Source organism: Enterobacter sp. N18-03635, from assembly GCF_004006055.1.
In the GTDB taxonomy this organism is placed as follows: domain Bacteria; phylum Pseudomonadota; class Gammaproteobacteria; order Enterobacterales; family Enterobacteriaceae; genus Enterobacter; species Enterobacter vonholyi.
On the sequence record NZ_CP034769.1, the window covers coordinates 2,016,180 to 2,040,930 of the forward strand.

Here is a 24,751-nt window from a genome sequence, read left to right on the forward strand (position 1 = left end):
ATTATTATCGGGGGAGATGGGGACTCATCACGCGACCCAGCGCCGCCAGCAGGGTATCGAGGATCAGGGCGAAGAGGGCGGTGGCCGCCGCGCCGAGGATCAGGGTCGGGAAATCGTTCAGATAAATGCCGGGGAAAATCAGCTCGCCGTAGCTGCTGGCACCAATCAGGAACGCCAGCGGTGCGGTACCGACGTTAATGGCGGTGGCGATGCGGATCCCCGAGAGCATCACCGGCCAGGCGGCAGGCAGCTCAACCTGGCGCAGACGCTGCCATTTGGTCATCCCGATGCCGTTTGCCGCTTCCAGCAGCGACGGCGGGACCGAGCACAGCCCGGCATAGGTATTACGCACGATCGGCAACAGCGAGGCGAGGAACAGGGCGATGATGGCGGGCGTATCGCCGATGCCGATCACCACCATCGCCAGGGCCAGCACGGCCAGCGGTGGCAGCGTATTGCCGACGTTGAAGATTTGCATTACATATTCGGCGATACCCCGCGCGGCCGGGCGGCTCAGCAGAATACCCGCCGGAATACCCACCAGCAGGGCAAAGAACATCGATGAGAAAACCAGAATCATATGCTGTTGCCCGAGATAGATCAGGTCAACCTGTCGCGCTCTGAGGGTCTCCAGCCCGATCCCCCAGACGAGGAGGGCGAGGACCACAATAATGGCGCCGACAAACAGCAGCGAACGTTTGAGTAAAGGGTGCATTGCGGTGTGTCTCCCTGTGCGCATGCGTTATAGCAACCACCGGTTGCCTGTTGTTATGCCATGTTTCGGCAGGGGTATTTCACCTATAGCAAGCGTTTGGGAAGGGTTCCAGCGAAGGGGTAAAATCAGTAACCCTATGAAAATAGTGACAACCTCAGGTTAACCCTTAAGGCGTAAGGGCTGATTGAGGGGCAGGCAGAATAGTCCTAAAGACGAGAAGTGAAAGTGACGTTGTCACGAGTAATGGCCGCACCTCTGTCGGTGCGGCAGTGCATTTACGCTGTTTTGTGCGCTTTTGATCTCCATTCCTGCCAGATGTTTTCAAGACCCTGCCGGTATGAAGTGACGGGAAAGTCGGGAAAATGCCGCTTAAACTTCGTCGAATCAAACAGGTTGTCAACGTCGTATCTGGGCAACAGCTCCCGCATTTCGCGCGCGCCCTGCGAAAACAGCGCCGTCGCGGCGAAGGCCAGCTTGCCCAGCACGGCGTAGTCCGCCTTCTGGCCGAAGATATCGCAGGCGAGGGTAACAAACTGTTGATACGTCAGCCTTTCATCGCAGCAGGGCAAATGCCACGTCTGCCCGTAGGCCTCAGGGGTATTGCCCAGCAGAGCGAGCGCGCGACTGGCATCCGGCGTCCAGATGAGGGTGCGAAGCGTGTCGTCACGCACCGGAACGCGCGGACGCTTATGCTGCTTAAGCCTGTCGATAATGAGCGTATTGGTGAAGCTCTGCGTTTTCTCAGGCCCGTAAAACTCCGGCGCCCGACCGATGAGGACGGGAATGTCGCCCCGTTGCATTTCGTCAAGCACCCGGTTTGCCATCAGGGCGCGCACGTGGCCTTTCCGCCCCCGGGGCGCAAAGTGCGTCTCTTCGGTTTGCGGCACGTTACTCTGGGGGTACATATAGGTGTTGTCGAAATAGACGAATTTTGCCCCCGCCTTACGCGTGGCCTCCAGGGCATTGTCCAGCATGGTCGGAAAATGAAGCTCCCACAGCGCGGAATCAGGCGGCAGACCGGCGGTAAAATAGACCGTATCGCTACCGTTAATCGCTACCTGCGTCTGCTGCGCATCCAGGAGATCGGCTGCAACCGTGCTATCGCTGGCGTTGACTTTCTGCGGATGGCGGCTGACCAGCCTGATCTCGTCGGTATATTCGCGTTTAAGCTCGCGGGCAAGTTCACGGGCAATTTGCCCGCTGGCGCCCAGAATAGTGTGCATTTTAGCTCCTGATGAGATGACGATCCGGTTGACCGCATAAAAAGTTTAAGCTTAAAGTTAACTTTAAGGTCAATATGCCAGAGCGGACGAAATGAAAATTGGCGAGCTGTCGAAAATGACGGGAATTACCCCGTCGCGCATTCGGTTTTATGAGGCGGAAGGCTTACTGCCGCGACCCGTCAGGCAGGGGAACGGGTACCGTACCTATTCCGCTGATGCGGTTGCGCTGCTGAACATTATCGACAATGCACAACGGACCGGGTTCACCCTTGAGCAAATACGGCGCTTCTTGCCGCAGCCGCAACAGCGCTGGGATCATGAGGGACTGATCCAGTCCCTGAAGACACGCATTGCTGAAATAGAGGCGATGCAGAAGCAGCTGGAGGAAAACCGAAGAGAGCTGCTGGACCTGGTCACGAGTATCACCCACAGGCCGGAGGGCATCACCTGTGATGACAACATGCAGCGCCTGCTGGGGCAGTTGCAACCCTCAGACGCCAGCGCGAACCCGTCGAACCCGCGACGAGACGGTGATAATTGAGACGGTGGCGACAACCGCGAGCATCAACCCCAGCGCCAGCATGGCGTTGAAGCCAATCCATCTGAACAGCAGCAGCCCCGCAATACCGCCCGTAATGAATGAAAATAGGGTGGTTAAGTGGGTTTTTAGCTGACTTTTTTGCGCCGCCGTATCTTTGGAGTAATCCCGGCGCAGCATCGCCACCATGACGGAGGCCAGGGAAATCCCCGCGTCCGTTAGCGTGCCGGTAATGTGCGTCGATCTTACCCGTCCGCCGGAAAGCTGCGTGGAGGTGGAATTATGAATGCCCATCAGAAAGCAGAGAAAAAGAATAATCTCGCGATTGCTGGTGAGCGCATGGAAATACATTTCGTAGAAGGAAACGCCGGTCAGTAATATCCCCTCGACAAAAAGGATCTGGCAAAAAACCAGCCTGACGTTATGGATAATACCCCATATGACGATCGTGCGCGCAATAATGGCGCCAGCCACAAAAGAGAGAATTATCGAGCCGAAGAAAATAATATCGCTCAGATCGGTAGAAGAAACTTCGCTGGATAACTGTGAGGTGTTGCCGGTCATGTGTGAGGGAAAAAAACCAAATGCCCCGAGGGCGATGGCGTTCAGCAAACCTGCTGAGGTCGCCAGCCAGAGAGCAAGCCGGCGATCCTCCTTATGCGTTCGTTCTTTCTTGAGCCTTATCAGCAAGAATACCTCCGGGTTGAGCTTTGCCTGCCTATTCAGGCTAGCAAAGCGATTCAACGGGCTGTCCAGGATAGAGCTTAATTATTATTCCCTCTGACGACTTTCAGGGTTTCGTAATTAAATAAAACAGCCTCGTTGCGGTATTCATTCAGGCATTAAGTTTTACACCATGCCGTTATTGCCGTGACGCAAAAATGCCGGACGCTGGTTAAGGCGCTCGAACCACGCCTCAATGGCGGGCACGTCTGGCTTATCAAACGGCGTCATTTTCCAGCGATTCACCGACAGCCCAAGCACCATGTCCGCAAGGGTAAACGTCTCGCCCGCCGCAAAAGCCCCGGTGCGCTGCAGCTGGTTTTCCAGAATGGTGATGCAGTGGTTCCACTCTTTGATTCCCGCTGCAATGCGCTCAGGGTCGTTAAAGTCCGGGTTTTTACCCCCCAGGGCCGGGAAGACATAGCGCCAGGCGTTGTTAAATTCAGTGGCCTGCCAGTCCATCCAGCGCTCAACGTTGGCGCAGGCCTGCGGTTCTGTGGGCAGTAGATCGTGACGTTCGGCCTTGCGCGCCAGATAACGGCAGATGGAATTGGACTCCCATAGCACGAAATCGCCATCAATCAGCACCGGCACCATGGCGTTGGGGTTCAGGGCGCGGAAGGTATCCGTTTCCGTCGAGGCGAAACCGCTACCGTAATCTTCCTGCTGATAGGTTATGCCCGCTTCTTCGCAGGTCCAGAGCACTTTACGAACGTTGATGGAGGTGGTTTTGCCGAGGATGGTGATCATTGCGCAGGTGTCCTTTAGAGGAATGAATTGTTTTGAAACAATACACCCGTTGTGCGTCAGAGGCTGGGGCAAAATTTGGTGGGGGCAGCTGAAGGTAGTAGTGCGAAGCACTTTCGGAGAGCACTTCGCAGTCTAAAACTGATTTAAACAGGCTGTTGGCTACAGTGGCTGGTATAGAAACTTATACCGTTTCCATCCGGATCCTGCAGGGAAAAATAATGATGTCCAAATAGCGTTTCCTGCGCAATTTCCTGAGCTGAATATCCCTTTGCGATGAGGCCAGTTCGATACGTTTCAAGTTCCGATCTGGAATGGCCCGCGATCATGAGATCAATTTTTTCTGCAGCAAAATCTGGCCGCTGACCAACGCGGCTGATATGCAGACTCTGCGTTTCAGGCACATCCTTTCCGGTCAACAATAAATGGGTGCCGCCGCGTAACTCAATAATCGCCATGCCCGGAAATTTGTCGAGCGCACGCAGGCCTAGCCCCTGGTAAAATGCATAGCTGGCATCAACATCGTTCACTTTCATCACAAAATGTGCGAGTGCTGCAGAGGGTAATAATTCATTCATTTTCTTGCCTTTCATAGGTTTATCAGGGAATGAACGCATTGCAATCTTGTCGGGCAAGGCTTGCAGTGCTAATGTGACTGGCCAGTCGAAAACATTATCCGACTGATCAGTCGAATTAAGCAAGGGGAAATCGTGACGCGCAAAAAAGAAATCGATCGGGAGCAGGTTTTAGATGCTGCTGAAAGCATCATCCTTGAGTCTGGAGGGCGCGTATTTACGCTGGATGCCGTCGCGGAACGTGCTGGCATCAGTAAAGGCGGCCTTGTGTATACCTTTTCATCAAAGGATGGCCTGATATACGCCGTGCTTGAGCGCGAAGTGACGCGTTTCCAGCAGGCAGTCGGTCAGCGTCTTACAGCTACCGCCGCAGGGCCACGAGAATTAATTCTTGCGCACATCGAGGAAGCGCTGGAGGAAGAGGATGCTGTAACACAGATGGCGGCGTTTCTTATTACGGCTCTCGTGCATGCGCCAGGTATGCTGGCGCCCGTTCGCAACCTGTATCGCACACTCCTCGAACCGTTACGCGAGGCTGGAGAGGAGATGGCCGATGTCAGGCACGCGTTTCTCGCTGTAGAAGGCATATTCCTGCTACGCGGACTGGGGCTCGCTGATATCCCGGCAGGCGAAATAAAATCGGTATTGCGTCACGCGCGTGAAATGATTTTGGCGGCGTTGGCACGAACCTGCTGAGACAATACAATAAAAGCACCTGTTCAATAGATGCTTTTATTCAGAAAATATGTCTTAGATTTTGCCCAGCAGAATATTCAACATGCGGCGCAAGGGCTCCGCCGCTCCCCACAATAGCTGATCGCCAACCGTCAGAACCGAATATATTGGATCGTTGTTGAGTGACATTTTCTTGTAACGGCCAATACCAACCTGAAGCGAACCGCTGATATAAGCCGGGGTCAATTTACTGACGCTTTCAACCTTGTTATTGGGCACATAGTTAACCCAGGGATGAGAATGCGTCACTAACGCTGCAAATTCTTCTTCGCTGACGTCACGCCTGAGCTTCAGGGTGATTGCGGCGCTGTGGCAGCGTATCACGCCAACACGAATACACAATCCATTTACCGGGATCGCACCAGGAGACAAACCAAGAATTTTGTTTGTTTCGGCTTCACCTTTCCACTCTTCACGGCTATTACCATCCCCTAAATCGCTGTCAATCCACGGTATAATGCTGCCCATTAAAGGCGCGCCGAAATTCTGTATCGGCATGTCAGCGCTGTTAATTAACGCACTGACTTTATTGACTAAAGGCAGCACTGAACCTGATGATGCCAGTTCATCAGAGGACAAATGCTCACTGATCCAGGCACTTTGAACAATTAATTCCCTGACATATTGCGCCCCCGCACCTGATGCAGACTGATAGGTCATAACGCTCATCCATTCGATCAGGTCAGCCTTAATCAACCCTGCCAGCCCCATAAGACTCAGCGTGATGGAACAGTTGCCACCGACAAAAAGTTTAATTCCCTCTTTAACGGCACGATCAATCGTGGGGCGATTGACGGGGTCGAGAATAATGCAGGCTTTCTCATCCATCCGTAGCGCTGAGGCCGCGTCAATCCAGTAGCCTTGCCAGCCACAATTAATCAAAGCAGGATAGATTGCTTTTGTGTAATCACCGCCCTGACAGGTAATGATGATATCCATTTCGGCCAGGTCACTGATGGAATTAGCATCTTTGAGTGTGTAGCTGACGCCGCCAATGACTGGACCGGCGGCCCCGGCGCTTGAAGTACTGTAAAAATGCGCTGAGATATCGTCGAAGTCGTTCTCTTCGACCATTCTCTGTAATAAAACAGAACCAACCATTCCTCGCCAACCAACAATACCAACCTGCTTCATTTGTTTAGCCTTATCAACGTTACAAGAATGTTAATTTCCGCAGCAGGTTATATCTCATCCAAACATGAAGATCACTACGAACTGCAGCTAATTCCTTAATTATTAAAATGTTTCATAAGACATCAGCAATATTTATACCTGATGAAGCCATCAGTTAAAAAACGATCGCAGGCATGACGTGCAATGACTGTCAATTAAGAATGAAAGAGCAATTATTAAGAAGCGAATCTCTGGCAAAGGGGGAGCCCGGAATTGGCTGCCGGGCCTGGTGAATAGTTCAAAATTGGTGATGATTGTTCAGACAATCAGGCCGCTTTCACAGCCCTGATTTTTTTCGTGTCAGCCGCATCGGATTCTGTTTTATCCGCTACCGCTGGAGCAGTGAGATCGGGAAGCTTGCTGGTACGCAGAATATGCTGCACGGTCTCTTTCTGCTCGGCGAGATACAGGCCAAGATTTTCAGCCTGCGTTTCATCCATCTGCATTCCGCTTTGCAACAGCCAGTCGGTGAACGCGTCGGCCATATCAAGCAGCTTGTCGTGAGCGTCAGCCTCTTTCTTACTGGCAAATGTCATTTTCTCTTCACCTTTTCTTACGACAACAAATTTTGTTTCAACAGCCATCGTGCACCTCGCTATACTGTGTTTATATACAGTATAGCAGCACCGGTTCGATGTTGCAGCAAAATATGCATTACTGGCGAAGCTGCTGCGTTTCGGGGCCACCTATACTGCGCCGCCATGCCCCAGGCGCCTGACCATACTGACGCTTAAAGCTGCGGTTGAAGGACTGTTGGGAGTCAAAGCCCAGCGCGATCGCCACGTTCAGAATCGGTTCGTCGCTGTGGGATAACCGCTCAACCGATTTTTGCAGCTTTTGCGCACGAATATACCCGGCGAGGGGATAGCCCGTATGCTCTTTGAACAGGCGCTGGAGGTGCCATTTCGAGTAGCCGGAACGCCTGGCGACGGTCTCAATGTCCAGGCGACTGTCCAGGTTGTTGTCGATCCAGTCGAGTAAATCATGCATAAATGCGCCAGTGTTCATCTGGTTACCCCCACGCAGCGGATGAAAAAGTATCTTTGTCTGTTGCATTTAAAGGTGGCGCGTTTTTTCAGTAATTGCAAGTTTTATTGTTGCATTTAAATCCCTGACCGAAACGGGTCTTTTCACATCCGCTCAAATAGCACATAAAGTGCAACAATTATTCTTGCACTTAGTTAAGCGCCTTCCTACAATCGCCGCGAATAGTGTATTCGCAACTGTTACAGTTTTGTGGCGATGAACGACACAAATGGCCTAAGACAGCCCCCGGACAAAGGAAGTGGCGCGGTGCCTCCTGCTGCGTCTTGCCCGGTGGCGACAATTACTGGAATAAAAATAATGAGCCTGCAAAAAACCTGGGGTAACTCTCCTCTGAGCGCGCTGGGGGCAATATTGCTCTCCGTGCTGCTCGTCGGATGCGATAACAGCGTCGCGCAAAATGCCGCGCCACCTGCGCCTGCCGTGAGTGCCGCTGACGTGGTGGTGAAATCGATTAGCCAGTGGGATAGCTTTAACGGCCGGATTGAAGCGGTGGAGAGCGTTCAGCTGCGCCCGCGCGTCTCCGGCTACATTGATAAGGTGAATTACACCGACGGCCAGGAAGTGAAAAAGGGCGAGGTGCTGTTCACTATTGATGACCGTACCTATCGCGCCGCGCTGGAACAGGCGCAGGCGAACCTGGCGAGAGCCAAAACGCAGGCCAGCCTGGCGCAAAGTGAGGCTAACCGTACCGATAAGCTGATCAATACCCATCTGGTCTCACGGGAAGAGTGGGAGCAGCGACGTTCGGCTGCCGTTCAGGCGCAGGCTGACATTCGCGCCGCGCAGGCGGCGGTTGACGCAGCCCAGCTCAACCTGGACTTCACCAAAGTGACCGCGCCTATCGACGGTCGCGCCAGCCGGGCGCTGATCACCAGCGGCAACCTGGTGACTGCGGGCGACACTGCCAGCGTCCTCACCACTCTGGTCTCGCAGAAGACGGTGTACGTCTACTTTGACGTGGACGAGTCAACCTACCTTCATTACCAAAATCTGGCCCGCAGCGGGCAGGGGGCGTCCAGTAATCACACGGCGCTGCCGGTTGAGATTGGCCTGACGGGCGAGGAGGGTTATCCCCATCAGGGCAAAGTGGATTTCCTGGATAACCAGCTCACGCCGAGCACCGGGACAATCCGCATGCGCGCGCTGCTGGATAACTCACAGCGTCAGTTCACGCCGGGACTGTTTGCCCGCGTACGCCTGCCGGGCAGCGCGGAATTCAAAGCCACGCTGATTGACGACAAGGCGGTGCTGACCGATCAGGATCGTAAATACGTTTATATCGTCGATAAAGAGGGGAAAGCGCAGCGTCGCGACATTACGCCGGGTCGTCTGGCAGACGGTTTACGCATCGTGCGGCAGGGGCTGAATCCTGGCGACAAAGTCATCGTCGAGGGTTTACAGAAAGTGTTTATGCCGGGTATGCCGGTTAACGCCAAAACCGTTGCCATGACCGCCACCAGCGCCCTCAACTGATCCCTTGACCTGAGAATCCAACCCATGGACTTTTCCCGCTTTTTCATCGACAGGCCGATCTTTGCTGCCGTCCTGTCGATTCTGATTTTTATCACAGGGTTAATCGCCATCCCGCTGTTGCCGGTGAGCGAATATCCTGACGTCGTGCCGCCAAGCGTGCAGGTGCGCGCGGAGTACCCGGGCGCTAACCCGAAAGTGATTGCCGAGACCGTGGCGACGCCGCTGGAAGAGGCGATCAACGGCGTTGAGAACATGATGTACATGAAGTCCGTTGCGGGCTCGGACGGCGTGCTGGTGACCACCGTTACCTTCCGTCCAGGGACTGACCCCGATCAGGCGCAGGTTCAGGTACAAAACCGCGTCGCGCAGGCCGAGGCGCGTCTGCCGGAAGACGTGCGGCGTCTGGGCATTACCACCCAGAAGCAGTCGCCCACGCTGACGCTGGTGGTGCATCTGTTTTCGCCAAACGGTAAGTACGATTCGCTGTATATGCGCAACTACGCCACGCTGAAGGTGAAGGACGAGCTGGCGCGTCTGCCCGGCGTCGGCCAGATCCAGATTTTCGGCTCAGGCGAATACGCGATGCGCGTGTGGCTGGATCCAAATAAAGTGGCGGCACGCGGGCTGACCGCTTCGGACGTGGTCACGGCGATGCAGGAACAAAACGTACAGGTTTCCGCCGGTCAGCTTGGCGCCGAGCCGCTGCCGAAAGAGAGCGATTTCCTGATCTCCATTAACGCCCAGGGGCGTCTGCACACCGAAGAAGAGTTTGGCAATATTGTCCTGAAAACGACGCAGGACGGTACGGTCGTCCGCCTGCGCGACGTGGCGCGGATTGAAATGGGCTCCGGGAGCTATGCCCTGCGTTCCCAGCTGAACAATAAAGACGCGGTCGGGATTGGTATCTTCCAGTCGCCGGGGGCGAACGCTATCGATCTGTCTAACGCGGTGCGCGCGAAAATGGACGAACTGTCGACGCGCTTCCCGGCGGACATGAAGTGGGCGGCACCTTACGATCCGACGGTCTTTGTGCGCGATTCGATCCGTGCGGTGGTGCAAACGCTGCTGGAAGCCGTGGTGCTGGTCGTGCTGGTGGTCATTCTGTTCCTGCAAACCTGGCGCGCGTCGATCATTCCGCTGATCGCGGTGCCGGTGTCGGTGGTGGGTACCTTCAGCATTCTTTACCTGCTCGGCTTCTCGCTGAATACCCTCAGCCTGTTCGGGCTGGTGCTCGCCATCGGTATCGTGGTGGACGACGCCATCGTGGTGGTGGAAAACGTAGAGCGAAACATAGAAGAGGGGCTTGCGCCGCTTGCGGCAGCGCACCAGGCGATGCGTGAAGTGTCCGGGCCGATTATTGCGATTGCGCTGGTGCTGTGCGCGGTATTTGTGCCGATGGCGTTTCTGTCGGGCGTTACCGGTCAGTTCTACAAGCAGTTTGCGGTGACGATCGCGATTTCGACGGTGATCTCCGCTATTAACTCGCTGACGCTCTCTCCGGCGCTGGCGGCACTGCTTTTAAAGCCGCACGGCGCGCCGAAGGATTTCCCGACCCGGCTTATCGATCGTCTGTTCGGCTGGATTTTCCGTCCGTTTAACCGCTTTTTCCTCCGCAGCTCAAACGGCTATCAGGGGCTGGTGGGTAAAACGCTGGGACGGCGCGGCGCGGTATTCGTGGTTTATCTGCTGCTGCTTTGTGCCGCAGGCGTCATGTTTAAAGCGGTGCCCGGCGGGTTTATTCCGACGCAGGACAAGCTTTACCTGATTGGCGGTGTGAAGATGCCGGAAGGCTCTTCGCTGGCGCGTACCGACGCGGTGATCCGCAAAATGAGCGAAATCGGGATGAATACCGAAGGCGTGGACTATGCGGTCGCGTTTCCGGGGCTGAACGCGCTGCAGTTCACCAATACGCCGAATACCGGTACGGTGTTCTTTGGCCTGAAGCCGTTCGATCAGCGTAAACATTCCGCTGCGGAAATTAATGCGGAAATTAATGCGAAAATCGCGCAAATCCAGGAAGGCTTTGGCTTCTCCATTCTGCCACCGCCGATTTTAGGGCTGGGTCAGGGGTCGGGCTATTCTCTGTATATTCAGGATCGCGGCGGTCTGGGCTATGGCGCGCTGCAAAACGCGGTGAACACCATGTCCGGTGCGATTATGCAGACCCCGGGAATGCATTTCCCGATCTCAACCTATCAGGCTAACGTTCCGCAGCTGGACGTCCAGGTTGACCGCGATAAGGCGAAAGCGCAGGGCGTGTCGCTGACCGATCTTTTCGGGACGCTGCAAACCTATCTGGGCTCGTCGTACGTCAATGACTTCAACCAGTTCGGACGAACCTGGCGCGTGATGGCGCAGGCCGACGGGCAGTTCCGCGACAGCGTGGAAGATATTGCGAATCTGCGCACCCGCAACAGCCAGGGCGAAATGGTGCCGATTGGCAGTATGGTGAAAATCACGACCACCTACGGGCCGGATCCGGTGATCCGCTACAACGGTTACCCGGCGGCGGACCTGATTGGCGATGCCGACCCGCGCGTGCTTTCATCTGCGCAGGCGATGACGCAGCTGGACGCGATGTCTAAGCAGATCCTGCCAAACGGGATGAACATTGAATGGACTGATCTGAGCTTCCAGCAGGCCACTCAGGGCAATACGGCGCTGATCGTCTTCCCGGTGGCGGTGCTGCTGGCGTTCCTGGTGCTGGCGGCGCTGTATGAAAGCTGGACGCTGCCGCTGGCGGTGATCCTCATCGTGCCGATGACCATGCTCTCCGCACTGTTTGGCGTCTGGCTCACCGGGGGCGATAACAACGTCTTCGTGCAGGTGGGGTTGGTGGTACTGATGGGGCTGGCCTGTAAAAACGCCATTCTTATCGTGGAGTTTGCCCGCGAGCTTGAAATTCAGGGCAAAGGCATCATGGAGGCCGCGCTGGAGGCTTGCCGCCTGCGTTTACGCCCGATTGTGATGACCTCCATCGCCTTTATCGCCGGGACCATTCCGCTGATCCTCGGTCACGGCGCTGGCGCAGAAGTGCGCGGCGTCACGGGGATCACGGTATTCTCCGGCATGCTTGGGGTGACGCTGTTTGGTCTGTTCCTGACGCCGGTGTTCTACGTGACGCTGCGTAAGTTCGTGACGCGCGGGAAAAAAGAGGAAAGGGACGTTTTGCCCGCGTAAGGACGTTGCCGATAATAAAAAACCGCCTTCATAGTGAAGGCGGTTTTTTTTCGCATCAGGTAAAACGTTATGACGTTTTTTGATACTGGGCAATAAGGTCGGGGAGTGGATCCCATCCGCTGCTGTCGGCGTTTTTCACCGCTTCCAGGGCGCTTGCCACGGTATGGCGGGCCAGTACTGCTAACGAAGCCTCTTCGGCTTCTTCAGAAATTGATTTGAAGTACCAGCAGGCGTTGGCGCTGACCACGCAGCGGGCCGGCACGTCAGGGCGGGAGGCCCACAGCTTTTTATCTTCGATGACCGAAAGATAGATGTCGCGCAGGGTGATCTCTTCCGGCGGGCGACCAAGATGAATGGAGCCGTTACGGCCAAGCGTTGAGACGATAATGCCGTCTCGCGTCAGCGGAACCATCAATTTGCGGATGAAGCTCGGGTTCGCTTCCAGGCCGTAGGCCAGAATCGCACTCGTCGAACGTTCACCCAATTGCTCCGCCATCGCTACGCTGAGAACCATCTGCAAAGCTGTCGGGAAGCGGTAATCTAACATTTCTCTGTCCTGGGTTGCGGTGAATCTTGTTCTTTTTGGCACCGCAGAGGTGAATAAGCAATAAACAACAATATAACAAACACGGTAATTTTTTTGAAGCAATCTGCGGCATTTGCGATCAAACCCCCTGTTCTGCTTTAGCTAAACGTGCGGTTCGGGAAGTCTACCGTCACCAGGAGGCCACCTTCTGCAGAGGTTGTCAGGTTTACGCTGCTGTTGTGTTGCTGCGCCACCGCTTTAACGATGGCAAGCCCCAGCCCGCTGCCGCTCTGCACCTGATTGGGATCGCGGAAAAAGCGGTCGAACACGCGCTCCTGCAGCTCGACCGGAATACCAGGGCCCGCATCGGAGACGCGCAGCTGGACGACGCGATCGCCCGCCCGCACGTCGACCTGAATCCGCCCGCCCTCGGGGCTGTACTTCACCGCATTCTCAATAAGATTATCAATCAGCGACACCAGGCGTTCCCTGGCGCCAGGGATCCAGACTTCATCCTCGGCAAAGAATTCCAGCTCGATCCTGCGCGCAGACGCTAAGGGCTCCAGCTCGGCCATGCGCTCCTGGACGAGCGTCGTCAGCGGCACGGGCTCCATGACCGTATCAATACTCGCTTCACTGTGCATCATCAGCAGAAGCTGATTGACGAGACGCGCGGCGCGGCTGTTGCTGCGGATCACGCCGGCAAGCAGCTCCTGCTGGCTTTCGCTGATGACCCAGGACTGCAGCGCCTCCACGTTGATGCGCATCGCCGCGAGGGGCGTACGCAGCTCGTGCGCGGCATCCGCGATGAAAACCCGCTCTCTTTCCGCGCTTTCACGCACCCGGGCAAGGAAGTCATTGATCGCGTCCACCATCTGGCGAAGCTCTCTGTGCTTCGGTACGGCTTTTAAAGGAGAGAGATCGTCCGGCGTGCGTAACGTAATTTCATTGACCACCTTATTCCACGGACGCATCGCAATGCGGATGGAGAACCATGCGGGAAACAGCAGAAAAGGGAAACAAACCAGCAGCGGCAGAATGTAGTATCCGCGCGAGTTCAGGTAGATAAAGAAGTTCCAGCCGCTGGCAGGGGTGAAAAGGGTTACCTCCACGTCGGAGTGGGGCGATTTCAGGGTTCGGCTGGTCCAGATGCGACCCTCACTTTGAACGTGCTCCATTTCACCTTGTCGGGTATTTGTTACCCCTGCGGGTGCTCCGTCGGATGAAAAAATAACGGTATTATTTTTGCGAACGATGAGGTTAATCGACAGCAGGGGATCTTCCCCTCCGCCGTAACCTTCACGCAGCGCCTTGCTGAAGGCCTCCAGCACGGCGGTACGGTCCTGCGGGCGTCCGTCCATACGCTCAGCCAGGGTAAAAACGGTTTCGTACGTTTTGCTGCCCGTGATGATAGGAGGGCTACGCAGGTCCTCCCACAGAATGAAGGTTAAAAAAAGACACCACAGCAGGGTAAGCAGCAGCATCTGGGCGATGATAATTCGCCGTACCAGCGTCGGTCGCCTCAGGTGATACCAGACGTTTTGCATCAACCGGTCACCTTCTGTATTGAGACGGTATCAATAACGTACCCGACGCCCCGGACCGTTCGCACATAGCCGTCGCCGATTTTTCGCCGTAAATTACCCATATGCACGTCGAGCGCGTTGCTGAGGTTCTCTTTGTTGCCGAATATCCTTTCTTCCAGAAACCGCCGGGTCAGCACGCGGTCCGCGCGCAGCATCAACGTCTCCAGCAGCGCGTATTCACTGGCCGTTAAATCGATATGGCGCGCGCTCACCGTCACGCGACGCGTCGGTATATGAAGAGAGAGCCCGCGAATTTCTATCGCCTCATTCTCAAAACCGTAGCTGCGCCGTGCAAGAGCCCTCACTCGCGCCAGCAGCTCGGCGAGAATAAAAGGTTTGACGAGATAGTCGTCCGCGCCGGCATCCAACCCCCGCAGGCGATCCTGCAATGTTCCTCGCGCCGTCAGGATGATGACCGGGATCCCCTTGAGCTGCTGACGCAAACGCGTCATCAGGCTCATGCCATCTCCGTCGGGCAGCCCGAGGTCGAGCAAAATAAGTTCCGGCACGCAGACGTCAAGCTGATGCAGCGCATCCTCTTTACGGCGAACCCATATGACGTCAAACCCTTGATCTGAGAGAGCGATACGTACGCCATTGCCGAGATCCAGGTCGTCTTCGATTAGTAGAATTTTCACATTGGTAACGGTATCAACCGTGAATGAAGAACATCTTAAGAAAAAAACGGTATCAGGAAATCAGCCTGGTATACAGCACCTGCTTGCGCTTCAGCGTTTCTTCATTTTCGGCTCACAAGAACCTTAGGGTGAGTATTCAAAATGGGCGTTCTGGCGGTTAACCGCATGCATCGTCATCATTTGAATCCATAAGGACTTCCTTAATGAGAAACATCAAACTGCGTCATACGTTCCCTCATTTACTTTCGGGCCGCTGCCTGAAAACCATCGTCCCGGGCGTCGTTCTGGCGTTACTGGCTACACCTGTACTGGCGGAAGAACAGCGGCAGGGTAACGTCTTAACCCTGGGGGGCGGCGTGGACGTAGGACCACGCTATTCGGGTTCAGATAAAACCCGCGTCTCAGCGGCTCAGGTAGTGGATTATTCCATGGAAAATGGATTCTTCATCGGTACCACGCGAGGGATCGGTTACGGTAACAACATCGGCAACCTGGACTACAGCGCCGCGCTGAGCTATCGAATTGGCCGTAAGGATAAAGACGTGAGCAGCGATTCGATCGGCTCCGGCAGCGACGAGCTGCGAGGAATGGGGGAGATTAAAGGCTCGGCTATCGTAGTGCCCGGGCTTGAGTACAAGGTGACCGACTGGCTTCACCTGCAGCTGCAGGCTGAGGTACCGGTTTCTGAAAGAGACAACGGTGAAGCGGTACATTTTGGCATTTCCAGCCCGTTCTACACATCACCAAAAAATGAGGTGGCGCTGGCGCTGACCGGCAGTTGGGGATCGGACAAGTATATGCAGACGTACTACGGGGTAAACGCCGCCCAATCGGCCGCATCGGGTTTTGCCCGACATGACGCCGGGGCCGGGATTTATGCCTGGTCGATGAACCTTGACTGGACCCACAAGCTCACCTCGCGCTGGAGCGTACTTGCCTCAGCGGGTGTGACGCAGCTGACGGGGGATGCAGCGGACAGCCCGATCGTGCAACGCAAAACGTCACCCACGGGGAGTTTGAAGGTGACGTATAGTTTTTAGCTTGTGGTTTTGAGCGTGCACCAGCGGTAATTTAAGCCCCTCCGGTTGAGACGGTGGGGCGGTTTCCCTTACAGACAGTTACAGCACTGCACACATGGTTGACGGATTTATCTAAAGCTCCATTGGGCCGTGATGACAAAAACGGAGGGGATGATAATACCCACATCCATACCAAAATAAGACGTAAAATTATACTGAAATCCATGATATATGTAGGGAGAAAAACCTATCCCTGTTACTTTTTTAAAATCATGGTATGAACCATGGTCGCCACAATCATCGAAAGTATCAAAGAAAAATTCGCCTACATATCCATAGATTCCCTTAAAAACCCAACCGTTATTCCATCCAGCCCAGTCTCTTCTTACACCGGCGGCCAGACATCTATCATTAAAGCTGTTTTTCATTGTGCCTAGCACAACACTATATTTCGACGTATCCGAGAATTTCCGCTCCACGGATATAAACTTGTTTTCAAAGTTCTCCGTGTATTGTCCGTGATTATTTGTCAGATGATAAACGTATGAGCCAGTGTTAATTGAATACAGATTTATTTCATCTGCAGAGCAATTCAATGTCGCCAGATAAAAACTTCCGCACCAAAGCCATGCGGGGTATCTTTTCAGGACTATCTGCTTATGTGGAATATTATCCATATTCGCTCGCTTTGGCTAACGTACTGAAATTTTAAAGGGTGATTTTCGATCTGCAGTTGCAAAAATTTTAGCATACATACGGAAACTTGAGATACTCACGTAATGGGGCGGGGGATGAGATCGCCTTACAGAACATGTTCAGCAAACCATTTCGCCCACACGCTTACAATGCTCAAAATCCGCTTTTTTATGGCCCCTTAATTCATAGCCCCAGGTATAATGTCTGCTCAGATAAACGGCAAAGAGGATGTGATAAGATGCTGACATATATCACCATAGGTACAAATGACCTTCAGCGCTCCGTGGCGTTTTATGACACTGTTTTTAACGTGCTTGGCTATTCACGTTTGCCTGCCTGGACAGAGAGCTGGGCAATGTGGGGAGATGAAAATAATCCGGATGAGGGATTCAGCTTCTGTATTTGCCCTCCTTTTGACGGGCATCCCGCAACGGCGGGAAACGGGACAATGTTCGCATTCCGAGCAGATAACGCGGACCTTGTCAGACGTTTCCATGCAGCAGGACTTCTTGCGGGAGGGAAAAATGAAGGCGCACCAGGGACACGAACCGCGTACGGCCCCGATTTTTATGTTGCCTATCTGCGCGATCCTGACGGGAATAAGCTGGCATGTGTTTTTCAGCACTATTCGCCGGAAGCAGATGAAAATTCAAAGGAACAATAGTTACTCCATGGATGAAATTTTGGGATGTTTAGCGGTGACGAAATCAGCCGTGCAATAAAGCTATATCAATAAAGGTGTCTACCGCAAATTGTGAAAATAACGCTGTTGTTCCATAGTTGCTGAAGCAGTTTTGAGCGAGGAGTGGACGCTGGCCTTTTATACTCGCCGATCTGTCTGACGTATGTATCATAGATTCATAGGCTCATGACTATAGTTTTCTCGACTCTATGACATCGCTATTCCAGACGATATGAGAGAAGGTGAGATTGCCAGCGTGCAGCACTGCAGCGTCCGGCCAGGCCAACCCCGGCTAAGGGGTAGTTTATGAACTATGTTTAATACCAGTCAGAAAAGTACGATGGCTGTAGTTTTATCAGGAACTGAGAGGCGGCGGCCTCAGTCCGGAGCATTTGAAAGCCAGAACCTCACTGAGAAGTGTGCCAGCATGACGTGGCAAATATCCCTGTCCGGAGAAGAATGTGTTCGGAAAACTATTGTTAAACTACATGCCAGGTTTACAAAATTTGTTAGCCTACGATAAAAGCTGGCTAAAACATGATGTTAAAGCCGGGTTATCCGTTGCGGCTGTAGCGCTACCCGTTGCGATTGCTTACGCTGAGCTGGCGGGTGTTGGGGCAATTGTAGGGCTCTATTCCTGCGTTTTACCAATGATAGCTTACGCACTGTTTGGCTCTTCACGCCAGCTTATTGTGGGCCCAGATGCAACGACATGCGCGGTGATTGCGGCCGTCGTGTTTCCGCTTTCTGCGGGGAATCCCGAACTGCACTGGCAGCTGACAATTATCATGACATTGATGATGGGCGGGTGGTGCCTGCTTGCCAGTAAATTCCGCCTGGGCGCACTTGCCGATCTGCTTTCTCATCCCATTCTTACCGGCCTGCTTAACGGCGTAGCGGTAACGATTATTGTCGGGCAATTAGGCAAGGTGTTGGGGATTAAGCTTGATGAAGCGCAGGTTATTGAAAAAATAATCGCCCTGCCAGGCCGACTTTCAGATAGCCATTTATTAACCGTAGGGATATCCCTTTTTACGTTAATTATTTTAATGGCGATTAAAATGTATCGCAGCCAGTGGCCAGCACCTTTAATTGCTATTGTGATAACAACGGCGCTGGTATGGGTGACCTCTGCGCAACAGTATGGAATTGCCACGATTGGGGGAGAAGGCTTCCAGCCAGGTTTACCCGTCGTTAACTGGGGGGCGTTCCAGCCAGGTCCGATGCGTGATTTAGTGATCCCGGCGCTGAACCTGGCGTTGGTCAGTTTTGTCAGCCTGATGCTGACCGCCCGCAGTTTCGCCGCGAAAAATGGCTATGAAATTAATGCTGATGCAGAGTTCCGCGCGCTGGGTATTGCGAACATTATGTCGGGGTTATCTCAGGGGTTTGCTATCAGTGGCGCCGATTCCCGGACCGCGGTTAATGATTCGGTTGGGGGGAAAAGCCAGCTGGTTTCGGTGGTCGCAGCTTTGATCATCGGTATTGTCGTGGTGTTTTTCACTCAGCCATTACAATACATTCCGGTATCTGCGTTAGGTATAGTTCTAATGTATGCCTCGTGGTCATTAATCGATTTACGTGGATTATGGAACCTGAGGCGCAGAAATAAGCAGGCATTTCGTCTGGCCTTCTTCACGTTTGGCTGCGTTTTAATTATCGGCGTTATCCAGGGGATTGGCCTTGCGGTGTTGCTTGGCCTGTTACAGTTCCTTCGTACAGTGTTTCGTCCCTCTGAGCACTTACTGGGCACTGACGACGATGGAATGATTCACTCATTAGGAAATACGAACGATATTAAAATGGTCCCGGGCGTGCTGATGTATCGATTTAACTCACCGTTGACCTATTTTAACGTGGCTTATTTTAAACGCCGGGTATTGAACCTGGTTGATGGGGCAGCCTTACAGCCTAAATGGGTGGTCATTGATGCCGTTGCCTGCTTCACCTATTCAGACATCAGCGTTCTGGCAACCATTAATGAGTTAAAGCGCGATCTGAAAGGTCGACAGATTAAATTAATCCTCGCGGGCAGGAAAACGGAGTTAACCCGCTGGTTTAAAGAGAGTCGGCCAACAATGAATGATGATGACATGATTCTGGCGCCAGACCTCTACCTGGCACTTCGGTTCATTCAAAGTAAAGAGAGCGTGAGTGAATCAGGTGGAGAGGTATAAGATAAAGGCTTGCCCGCCAACCGCGAGCAAGTCATATCTCCTAGCGGTACAGCGTCTTTTCCGCAACCGGAATAAGCAGCCTCGATCGCCAGTCCGCGAGCGTCAGCTGCGCAAGCCTGCCCAGCGCGGTATAAAACGGATGCCCGGCGTTGTCGACAAACACGGACAGGAAGCGGGTGCTCCACGGCAGCAGGTGCCACGCCAGAAGCCGATCGCACTCAGCATCGCGACCATTCTCGGCAAGCCACGCTGCCAGCAGCAGCAATGTCCCAAAGTGGTCTTCCGGTTCGTTCTGCTGCATCTCAAACGCGATATTGTTCTCCCGCATCCACTGACGCAGGGCGAGGGTCGAGTCGCCGAACAGCACGGATTCGCGGTCGAGCCAGACGGAGCCCCACGGCGGAGCGGGTAGGGCGTAAGGGCCAATAAACAGCCGTTGCCACGCGTCCGTCAGCGGCTCGTCGGCAGGCGAGGCAAAGGATTCGGCAATGGGCTGCAGCGTTTCCGGCGGCAGAGGCCAGTCCTGAACCCAGTCGCCCGCGGTTAGGGCCTGGACCAGCGGAGCAGCCTGCTCGCTGTCGGGTGAAAAATAAAACAGCGCGCCCAGTACGCGGGCGCTAAACGCGAACGATTCACGCTGTGAGACGTCTTTCATTACATCTTCCTTGCTCGCGCGGATTTCGCCCGCGCGACTGTGTTAAACCAATTTATAGACCATAGAATAAACAACGGTCATGCGCTTCACTTTTTAGACCTTCTCGATCTGCACCAGATTGGTGTGCTGCGGGTTGCCTTTTGCCAGCGGCGACGGGCGGTGCGTGGTAAGCGTGTTGATGCATGAGCCGTGGTCGATACGATCGCCGTTCATGTTGGCGTCGTGCCAGGCACCTTGGCCCATGGCGCTCACGCCGGGCATGATGCGCGGCGTGACTTTCGCTTCAATTCTCACCTCACCGCGATCGTTAAACACGCGCACCGTATCCCCGTTCTTAATACCGCGTTTTTCGGCATCAACAGGATTAAGCCAGACCTCCTGGCGGCAGGCTGCTTTAAGCACGTCGACGTTACCGTAGCTTGAGTGGGTACGGGCTTTGAAGTGGAAGCCAAACAGCTGCAGCGGGAACCGCGCGCGCTCGGGCGCATCCCAGCCGTCAAAGGTCGAGGCATAGACGGGCAGAGGGCTGATGGTCTCATCTTTTTCAAGCTCCCAGGTGGCCGCAATCTCCGCCAGCTTGCTGGAGTAAATCTCAATCTTGCCCGAAGGCGTTTTCAGCGGATTGGCATCCGGGTTTTCGCGGAACTTTTTATAGGCCACAAAATGTCCGTTCGGATCTTTACGCTTGTAAATGCCCATTTTTTTCAGCTCGTCATAGGACGGCAGCTGAGGGTCTTTTTCGAGCATTTTGGCATACAGATACTGCAGCCACTGCTCCTGCGTGCGTCCTTCGGTAAATTTCTGATGGATATCCGGCCCGAGGCGTTTCGCCACTTCGCTCATGATCCAGTAGATGGGCTTGCGCTCAAACTTCGGCGCAGTCACGGGCTGGAGGAAAATCAGGTAGCCCATATTGCCCGCATAATCGTTAGGAATGATGTCTTCCTGCTCGACGGTCATCAGGTCCGGCAAGATGATATCGGCGTATTTCGCTGACGACGTCATGAAGTTATCGATGACCACAATCATTTCGCACTTGCTTTCATCCTGCAGGATATCGTGGGTTTTATTGATATCGGAGTGCTGGTTGATGATGGTATTGCCCGCGTAGTTCCAGATGAACTTAATCGGCACGTCCAGCTTATCCTTTCCGCGTACGCCGTCGCGCAGGGCGGTCATTTCCGGCCCGCGGGCGATGGCGTCCGTCCAGCTGAAGCAGGAGATTTGCGTTTTGACCGGGTTATCCGGCAGCGGCATACGCTCAATGGTGATGGTGTAGGTCGACTCTCGCGCGCCGCTGTTCCCGCCGTTGATCCCCACGTTTCCGGTGAGGATCGGCAGCATCGCGATGGCGCGCGAGGTCAGCTCGCCGTTCGCCTGACGCTGGGGTCCCCAGCCCTGACAGATATAGGCTGGCTTCGCGGAGCCGATTTCGCGGGCAAGCTTAACGATGCGATCCGCCGGAATGCCGGTGATGCGTGAGGCCCACTCCGGCGTTTTAGCCGTGTGATCATCGCCCTGGCCGAGAATATACGCTTTGTAGTGACCGTTAGCGGGCGCGCCTTCCGGCAGCGTTTTTTCGTCGTAGCCAACGCAGTATTTGTCCAGGAACGGCTGGTCGACCAGGTTTTCGTGGATTAATACCCAGGCAATACCCGCCACCAGCGCGGCATCGGTTCCAGGGCGGATCGGGATCCATTCATCTTCGCGTCCGGCTGCCGTGTCGGTGTAGCGCGGGTCGATAACAATCATGCGCGCGTTGGACCGCTCGCGGGCCTGCTCAAGATAGTACGTAATCCCGCCGCCGCTCATGCGCGTTTCCGCCGGGTTATTGCCGAACATCACCACCAGTTTAGTGTTTTCGATATCCGAGGTGCTGTTGCCGTCGTTGCTGCCGTAGGTGTAGGGCATCGCGCAGGCAATTTGCGCCGTGCTGTAGGTGCCGTAGTGGCTCAGGAAACCGCCGTAGCAGTTCATCAGGCGCGCCACCAGCGAAGCGTAGGGGGAAGAGCGGGTGATATTGCCGCCGACAATTCCGGAAGAGTAGTTGATATACACCGCTTCGTTGCCGTATTTGGCCACCACGTCTTTCAGGCTGGCGGTGATAGTGTCGAGCGCTTCATCCCACGTGATGCGTTCAAACCTGCCTTCGCCGCGTTTGCCCACGCGCTTCATCGGGTAGTTCAGACGGTCAGGGTGATTGATGCGGCGGCGGATTGAACGTCCGCGCAGGCAGGCGCGCACCTGGTAATCGCCATACACATCCTCGCCGGTGTTGTCCGTTTCGACCCAGTACACTTCGTTGTCGCGCACGTGCAGACGCAGCGCACAGCGGCTGCCGCAGTTGACAGAGCAGGCGCCCCACACGACGGTATCTACAGGGGGCTGGACGGCTCCCTTCACCGCGCCGGCAGCGCGTTTAAGACCAAATGGAAGCGAGAGCCCACCAGCGGCAAGCGCCAGAGAACCTATCGCCGTAGATTTCACGAGAGTTCGACGGCTAATTCCGCCGTGATGTTCAGCATCGGACATGGCTCACCCCATCATTATAATTGCGTATTATTTTTCCCGAAATGATATCCGGGCTAATGATGGGGTGAGTGTCACTAATTTGGGGGGACTAAATATTAATCCTTATCAAATCAAAGTGGATTGAAGCTCAATTACTGAGGTTCAGCTGCCGCACCGCTGCCTGTGCGGGTGTACAAAATCTTAAACGTGTCGTTAGCGCAGTGGCCTACCACCTGCGTGCCCGGCTGGTCGGCCTGGTCGTTCGGCACGATGTTCAGCGTAAAACCTGACTCAGGCACGCCGTTGTTGACTATCTTCTGCTGAATGTCGCTTTTCACGCGCTCGCAGGAATCCGGTGCCGCCAGCGCGGCCGTCGAGGCACTCATTAACAGCAGGGCGGTAATCCAGGGTAACCGTTTCATCTGTAGCTCCTTTTCTCTGTGTGTTGAGTTAGTGTAGCAGGGGAGGCGTAAGTCTATGTTTTTATCTGTAATTTTCTGATTAATCTTAATGCTGTTACGCGTAGCTGGCTCCCCCGCGCGGCGAGCCGCTATCATTTAATCGAACGAGAATGCTCTGGTGAGACATTCTCAAATATTTCATCAAAAAAACGATGAAACGCATTAAAGCACTCAGCAATCATCTGGCTGGCTTTATTTCTTTCCTCTTCCGTTAAATTCAGGGTATCTACAATTTCATCCTCGCTCCCCATTGAATGTCCAGTCTCATGACTCAAATGTAAATGACCGCAGTATTCCAGCTGTTTATCCGTGCCCTTTGTTATGGATGCCAACGTATCAAATGTCGCATTGCCGGTTGCCTCCATGACTTCAATCACAATTAAACGCATTTTGGCGCTTTGATTGTGAAGGGCCTGAATTAAATGGTAAGTCAGCTTTCGGCTGTTAATCAGGTTATCAGACCACAGAAAGCTCAGGTGTTCTGTGAGGCTAGCGGCGGAATTTTGCCCGCTGGTCTGCAGATCGTTTAGAAACCAGGGCCAGTGTTCGGCATCCTCCCTCGCATGGGTATTCACTGCCCGTTCCAGCGCATTGGCGGGCGTCGCAAACGGCAAAATATATTTATTAATATCGGCAAAGCTCATGACAAAATGTGAAATATAGGGTAAAAACCTCAGGCGCTCATCAAGCGATAATGCATCGTCATTGAGATAATTAAATAACGGATGATTCAGGAAGTTCATTTTGTGATATTCAATCTCTTTTGAAATGCCCGTCATAATATATCCTTTAGCGTTGACCGTTCCCCATAAAATATAGCCTGGTTTCCCGTCTGCGTGGGCGAAGCCGGTTTTCTCCGCGTTCAGATGATTCGTTTTCACTATCGCGTAAGCCGCTGTATTTGCTAATATGATTGGGAATAATCTCCCTGTACGGAAATGAATGTGAAGATATACGCAGCGATAACGCTACTGGCAGCAACACTGGTGGGGTGCGACAACAGCACCGCGCCGCTGTCGTTTACGCCCGAGATGGCGAGTTTTTCAAACGAGTTTGATTTTGACCCGCTGCGCGGCCCGGTCAAAGACTTTACCCAGACGCTGTTCAACGAGAAGGGCGAAGTGTCCAAACGCGTCACCGGCACCGTCTCGACGGAAGGGTGTTTCGATACGCTGGAGCTGCACGACCTGGAGGCCAACACCGGCGTGGCGCTGGTGCTGGATGCCAATTACTATCTTGACGCTGAAACCCAGCAGCGCAAAGTGAAGCTGCAGGGTAAATGCCAGCTGGCCGAACTGCCGTCAGCCGGAATAACGTGGGATACCGACGACAACGGTTTTGTGGTGGCGGCGCACGGCAAAGAGATGGAAGTGAAGTATCGCTACGACGCGGATGGCTACCCGCTGGGCAAAACCACCGTTTCCGGGGATCAGCACCTGTCCGTACAGTCGACGCCGTCTAAAGACGTTCGCAAAAGAATGGATTACTCGGCCGTGAGCATGTTGAACGACAAGCCGCTGGGCAACGTGAAGCAGAGCTGCGACTACGACCGCCACAATAACCCGGTGAGCTGCGATCTGACGATCACGGACGACAGCGTCAAACCCGCCGTTGAGCGCAAGTACATCATCAAAAATACGATTGAATACTACTGAGAATAAAACCGCGCAG

Annotated in this window: 24 protein-coding genes; 8 read left to right on the forward strand and 16 right to left on the reverse strand. The window is 54.1% G+C overall.

The features are described 5' to 3' along the window. Window positions 1-4: 4 nt before the first annotated feature. Window positions 5-715: an osmoprotectant ABC transporter permease OsmY gene (gene osmY, locus ELK40_RS10390; RefSeq protein ID WP_127730613.1), complete on the reverse strand. Its 711-nt coding sequence runs from the start codon at window positions 713-715 to the stop codon at window positions 5-7. A gap of 275 nt (window positions 716-990) precedes the next feature. Next, window positions 991-1,938, reverse strand: a complete 948-nt coding sequence (locus ELK40_RS10395; protein WP_127730615.1) for an NAD-dependent epimerase/dehydratase family protein — start codon at window positions 1,936-1,938, stop codon at window positions 991-993. A gap of 91 nt (window positions 1,939-2,029) precedes the next feature. Here ELK40_RS10395 and ELK40_RS10400 point away from each other — a divergent pair, with 91 nt between their 5' ends. Then, the gene (locus ELK40_RS10400; RefSeq protein WP_045910390.1) at window positions 2,030-2,479 is read left to right on the forward strand and encodes a MerR family transcriptional regulator; all 450 of its coding nucleotides are present in this window, start codon (window positions 2,030-2,032) and stop codon (window positions 2,477-2,479) included. On the opposite strand, the gene ELK40_RS10405 is transcribed toward ELK40_RS10400, so the two are convergent. The 3 genes from ELK40_RS10405 to ELK40_RS10415 all read right to left on the reverse strand — a co-directional run bounded on the left by ELK40_RS10405 (window position 2,429) and on the right by ELK40_RS10415 (window position 4,647). Further along, window positions 2,429-3,166 (reverse strand): YoaK family protein, encoded by a 738-nt coding sequence (locus ELK40_RS10405; RefSeq protein WP_127730617.1) that lies wholly within the window; start codon window positions 3,164-3,166, stop codon window positions 2,429-2,431. The two genes, ELK40_RS10400 and ELK40_RS10405, sit on opposite strands and share 51 nt — an antisense overlap. Before the next feature lie 159 nt (window positions 3,167-3,325). Beyond that, complete coding sequence (locus tag ELK40_RS10410; protein WP_127730619.1) at window positions 3,326-3,949, reverse strand: glutathione S-transferase family protein; 624 nt, start codon at window positions 3,947-3,949, stop codon at window positions 3,326-3,328. A gap of 143 nt (window positions 3,950-4,092) precedes the next feature. Continuing rightward, complete coding sequence (locus tag ELK40_RS10415; RefSeq protein WP_244599405.1) at window positions 4,093-4,647, reverse strand: VOC family protein; 555 nt, start codon at window positions 4,645-4,647, stop codon at window positions 4,093-4,095. 9 nt (window positions 4,648-4,656) lie between these two features. Here ELK40_RS10415 and ELK40_RS10420 point away from each other — a divergent pair, with 9 nt between their 5' ends. Then, window positions 4,657-5,217 (forward strand): TetR/AcrR family transcriptional regulator, encoded by a 561-nt coding sequence (locus ELK40_RS10420; RefSeq protein WP_127730621.1) that lies wholly within the window; start codon window positions 4,657-4,659, stop codon window positions 5,215-5,217. 54 nt (window positions 5,218-5,271) lie between these two features. Here the strand turns inward: ELK40_RS10420 and asd are convergent, their stop codons facing one another. The 3 genes from asd to ELK40_RS10435 all read right to left on the reverse strand — a co-directional run bounded on the left by asd (window position 5,272) and on the right by ELK40_RS10435 (window position 7,437). After that, complete coding sequence (asd, locus tag ELK40_RS10425; protein ID WP_127730623.1) at window positions 5,272-6,390, reverse strand: aspartate-semialdehyde dehydrogenase; 1,119 nt, start codon at window positions 6,388-6,390, stop codon at window positions 5,272-5,274. A gap of 305 nt (window positions 6,391-6,695) precedes the next feature. Then, a complete protein-coding gene (locus tag ELK40_RS10430; protein ID WP_059365166.1) occupies window positions 6,696-7,013 on the reverse strand; it encodes a YebG family protein in 318 nt (105 codons plus the stop codon). Between the two features lie 70 nt (window positions 7,014-7,083). After that, a complete protein-coding gene (locus tag ELK40_RS10435) occupies window positions 7,084-7,437 on the reverse strand; it encodes a helix-turn-helix domain-containing protein (RefSeq protein ID WP_115874926.1) in 354 nt (117 codons plus the stop codon). Between the two features lie 336 nt (window positions 7,438-7,773). Here ELK40_RS10435 and ELK40_RS10440 point away from each other — a divergent pair, with 336 nt between their 5' ends. Further along, window positions 7,774-8,949 carry an efflux RND transporter periplasmic adaptor subunit gene (locus ELK40_RS10440; protein WP_115874927.1) on the forward strand — a complete coding sequence of 392 codons (1,176 nt, stop codon included), beginning with the start codon at window positions 7,774-7,776 and terminating at the stop codon, window positions 8,947-8,949. Between the two features lie 24 nt (window positions 8,950-8,973). Further along, window positions 8,974-12,129, forward strand: coding sequence for a multidrug efflux RND transporter permease subunit OqxB (gene oqxB, locus ELK40_RS10445; RefSeq protein ID WP_111965742.1), 3,156 nt, complete (start codon window positions 8,974-8,976; stop codon window positions 12,127-12,129). A 67-nt stretch (window positions 12,130-12,196) separates the two neighbouring features. Here the strand turns inward: oqxB and ELK40_RS10450 are convergent, their stop codons facing one another. The 3 genes from ELK40_RS10450 to ELK40_RS10460 form a co-directional block, all read right to left on the reverse strand. Continuing rightward, window positions 12,197-12,676: an Rrf2 family transcriptional regulator gene (locus tag ELK40_RS10450; RefSeq protein ID WP_029739386.1), complete on the reverse strand. Its 480-nt coding sequence runs from the start codon at window positions 12,674-12,676 to the stop codon at window positions 12,197-12,199. Between the two features lie 137 nt (window positions 12,677-12,813). Then, on the reverse strand, window positions 12,814-14,202 hold the full coding sequence (locus ELK40_RS10455; RefSeq protein WP_127730625.1) for a HAMP domain-containing sensor histidine kinase: 1,389 nt from the start codon (window positions 14,200-14,202) through the stop codon (window positions 12,814-12,816). Then, window positions 14,202-14,879, reverse strand: a complete 678-nt coding sequence (locus ELK40_RS10460; protein WP_111965744.1) for a response regulator transcription factor — start codon at window positions 14,877-14,879, stop codon at window positions 14,202-14,204. Before ELK40_RS10460 ends, ELK40_RS10455 begins: the two co-directional genes overlap by 1 nt. A 203-nt stretch (window positions 14,880-15,082) precedes the next feature. Between ELK40_RS10460 and ELK40_RS10465 the strand changes: the two genes are divergently transcribed. Beyond that, window positions 15,083-15,919, forward strand: coding sequence for a MipA/OmpV family protein (locus tag ELK40_RS10465; protein WP_127730627.1), 837 nt, complete (start codon window positions 15,083-15,085; stop codon window positions 15,917-15,919). A 107-nt stretch (window positions 15,920-16,026) separates the two neighbouring features. Here the strand turns inward: ELK40_RS10465 and ELK40_RS10470 are convergent, their stop codons facing one another. Continuing rightward, a complete protein-coding gene (locus ELK40_RS10470; protein WP_223582071.1) occupies window positions 16,027-16,575 on the reverse strand; it encodes a hypothetical protein in 549 nt (182 codons plus the stop codon). A 257-nt stretch (window positions 16,576-16,832) separates the two neighbouring features. On the opposite strand from ELK40_RS10470, the gene ELK40_RS10475 reads away from it, so the two are divergent. Then, the gene (locus tag ELK40_RS10475) at window positions 16,833-17,258 is read left to right on the forward strand and encodes a VOC family protein (protein WP_127730629.1); all 426 of its coding nucleotides are present in this window, start codon (window positions 16,833-16,835) and stop codon (window positions 17,256-17,258) included. 479 nt (window positions 17,259-17,737) lie between these two features. Beyond that, a complete protein-coding gene (locus ELK40_RS10480; protein WP_127730631.1) occupies window positions 17,738-19,453 on the forward strand; it encodes a SulP family inorganic anion transporter in 1,716 nt (571 codons plus the stop codon). A 40-nt stretch (window positions 19,454-19,493) separates the two neighbouring features. Here the strand turns inward: ELK40_RS10480 and dmsD are convergent, their stop codons facing one another. The 4 genes from dmsD to ELK40_RS10500 all read right to left on the reverse strand — a co-directional run bounded on the left by dmsD (window position 19,494) and on the right by ELK40_RS10500 (window position 23,961). Beyond that, a complete protein-coding gene (dmsD, locus tag ELK40_RS10485; RefSeq protein WP_127730633.1) occupies window positions 19,494-20,108 on the reverse strand; it encodes a Tat proofreading chaperone DmsD in 615 nt (204 codons plus the stop codon). Window positions 20,109-20,201: 93 nt separating this feature from the next. Continuing rightward, window positions 20,202-22,640, reverse strand: coding sequence for a selenate/tellurate reductase subunit YnfE (ynfE, locus tag ELK40_RS10490; protein WP_127730635.1), 2,439 nt, complete (start codon window positions 22,638-22,640; stop codon window positions 20,202-20,204). A 131-nt stretch (window positions 22,641-22,771) separates the two neighbouring features. Beyond that, the gene (locus ELK40_RS10495) at window positions 22,772-23,041 is read right to left on the reverse strand and encodes a DUF1161 domain-containing protein (RefSeq protein ID WP_021241220.1); all 270 of its coding nucleotides are present in this window, start codon (window positions 23,039-23,041) and stop codon (window positions 22,772-22,774) included. A 131-nt stretch (window positions 23,042-23,172) separates the two neighbouring features. Further along, complete coding sequence (locus ELK40_RS10500) at window positions 23,173-23,961, reverse strand: hypothetical protein (protein WP_127730637.1); 789 nt, start codon at window positions 23,959-23,961, stop codon at window positions 23,173-23,175. 63 nt (window positions 23,962-24,024) lie between these two features. Between ELK40_RS10500 and ELK40_RS10505 the strand changes: the two genes are divergently transcribed. Then, window positions 24,025-24,735 carry a YnfC family lipoprotein gene (locus ELK40_RS10505; RefSeq protein ID WP_206529380.1) on the forward strand — a complete coding sequence of 237 codons (711 nt, stop codon included), beginning with the start codon at window positions 24,025-24,027 and terminating at the stop codon, window positions 24,733-24,735. Window positions 24,736-24,751 lie beyond the last annotated feature (16 nt).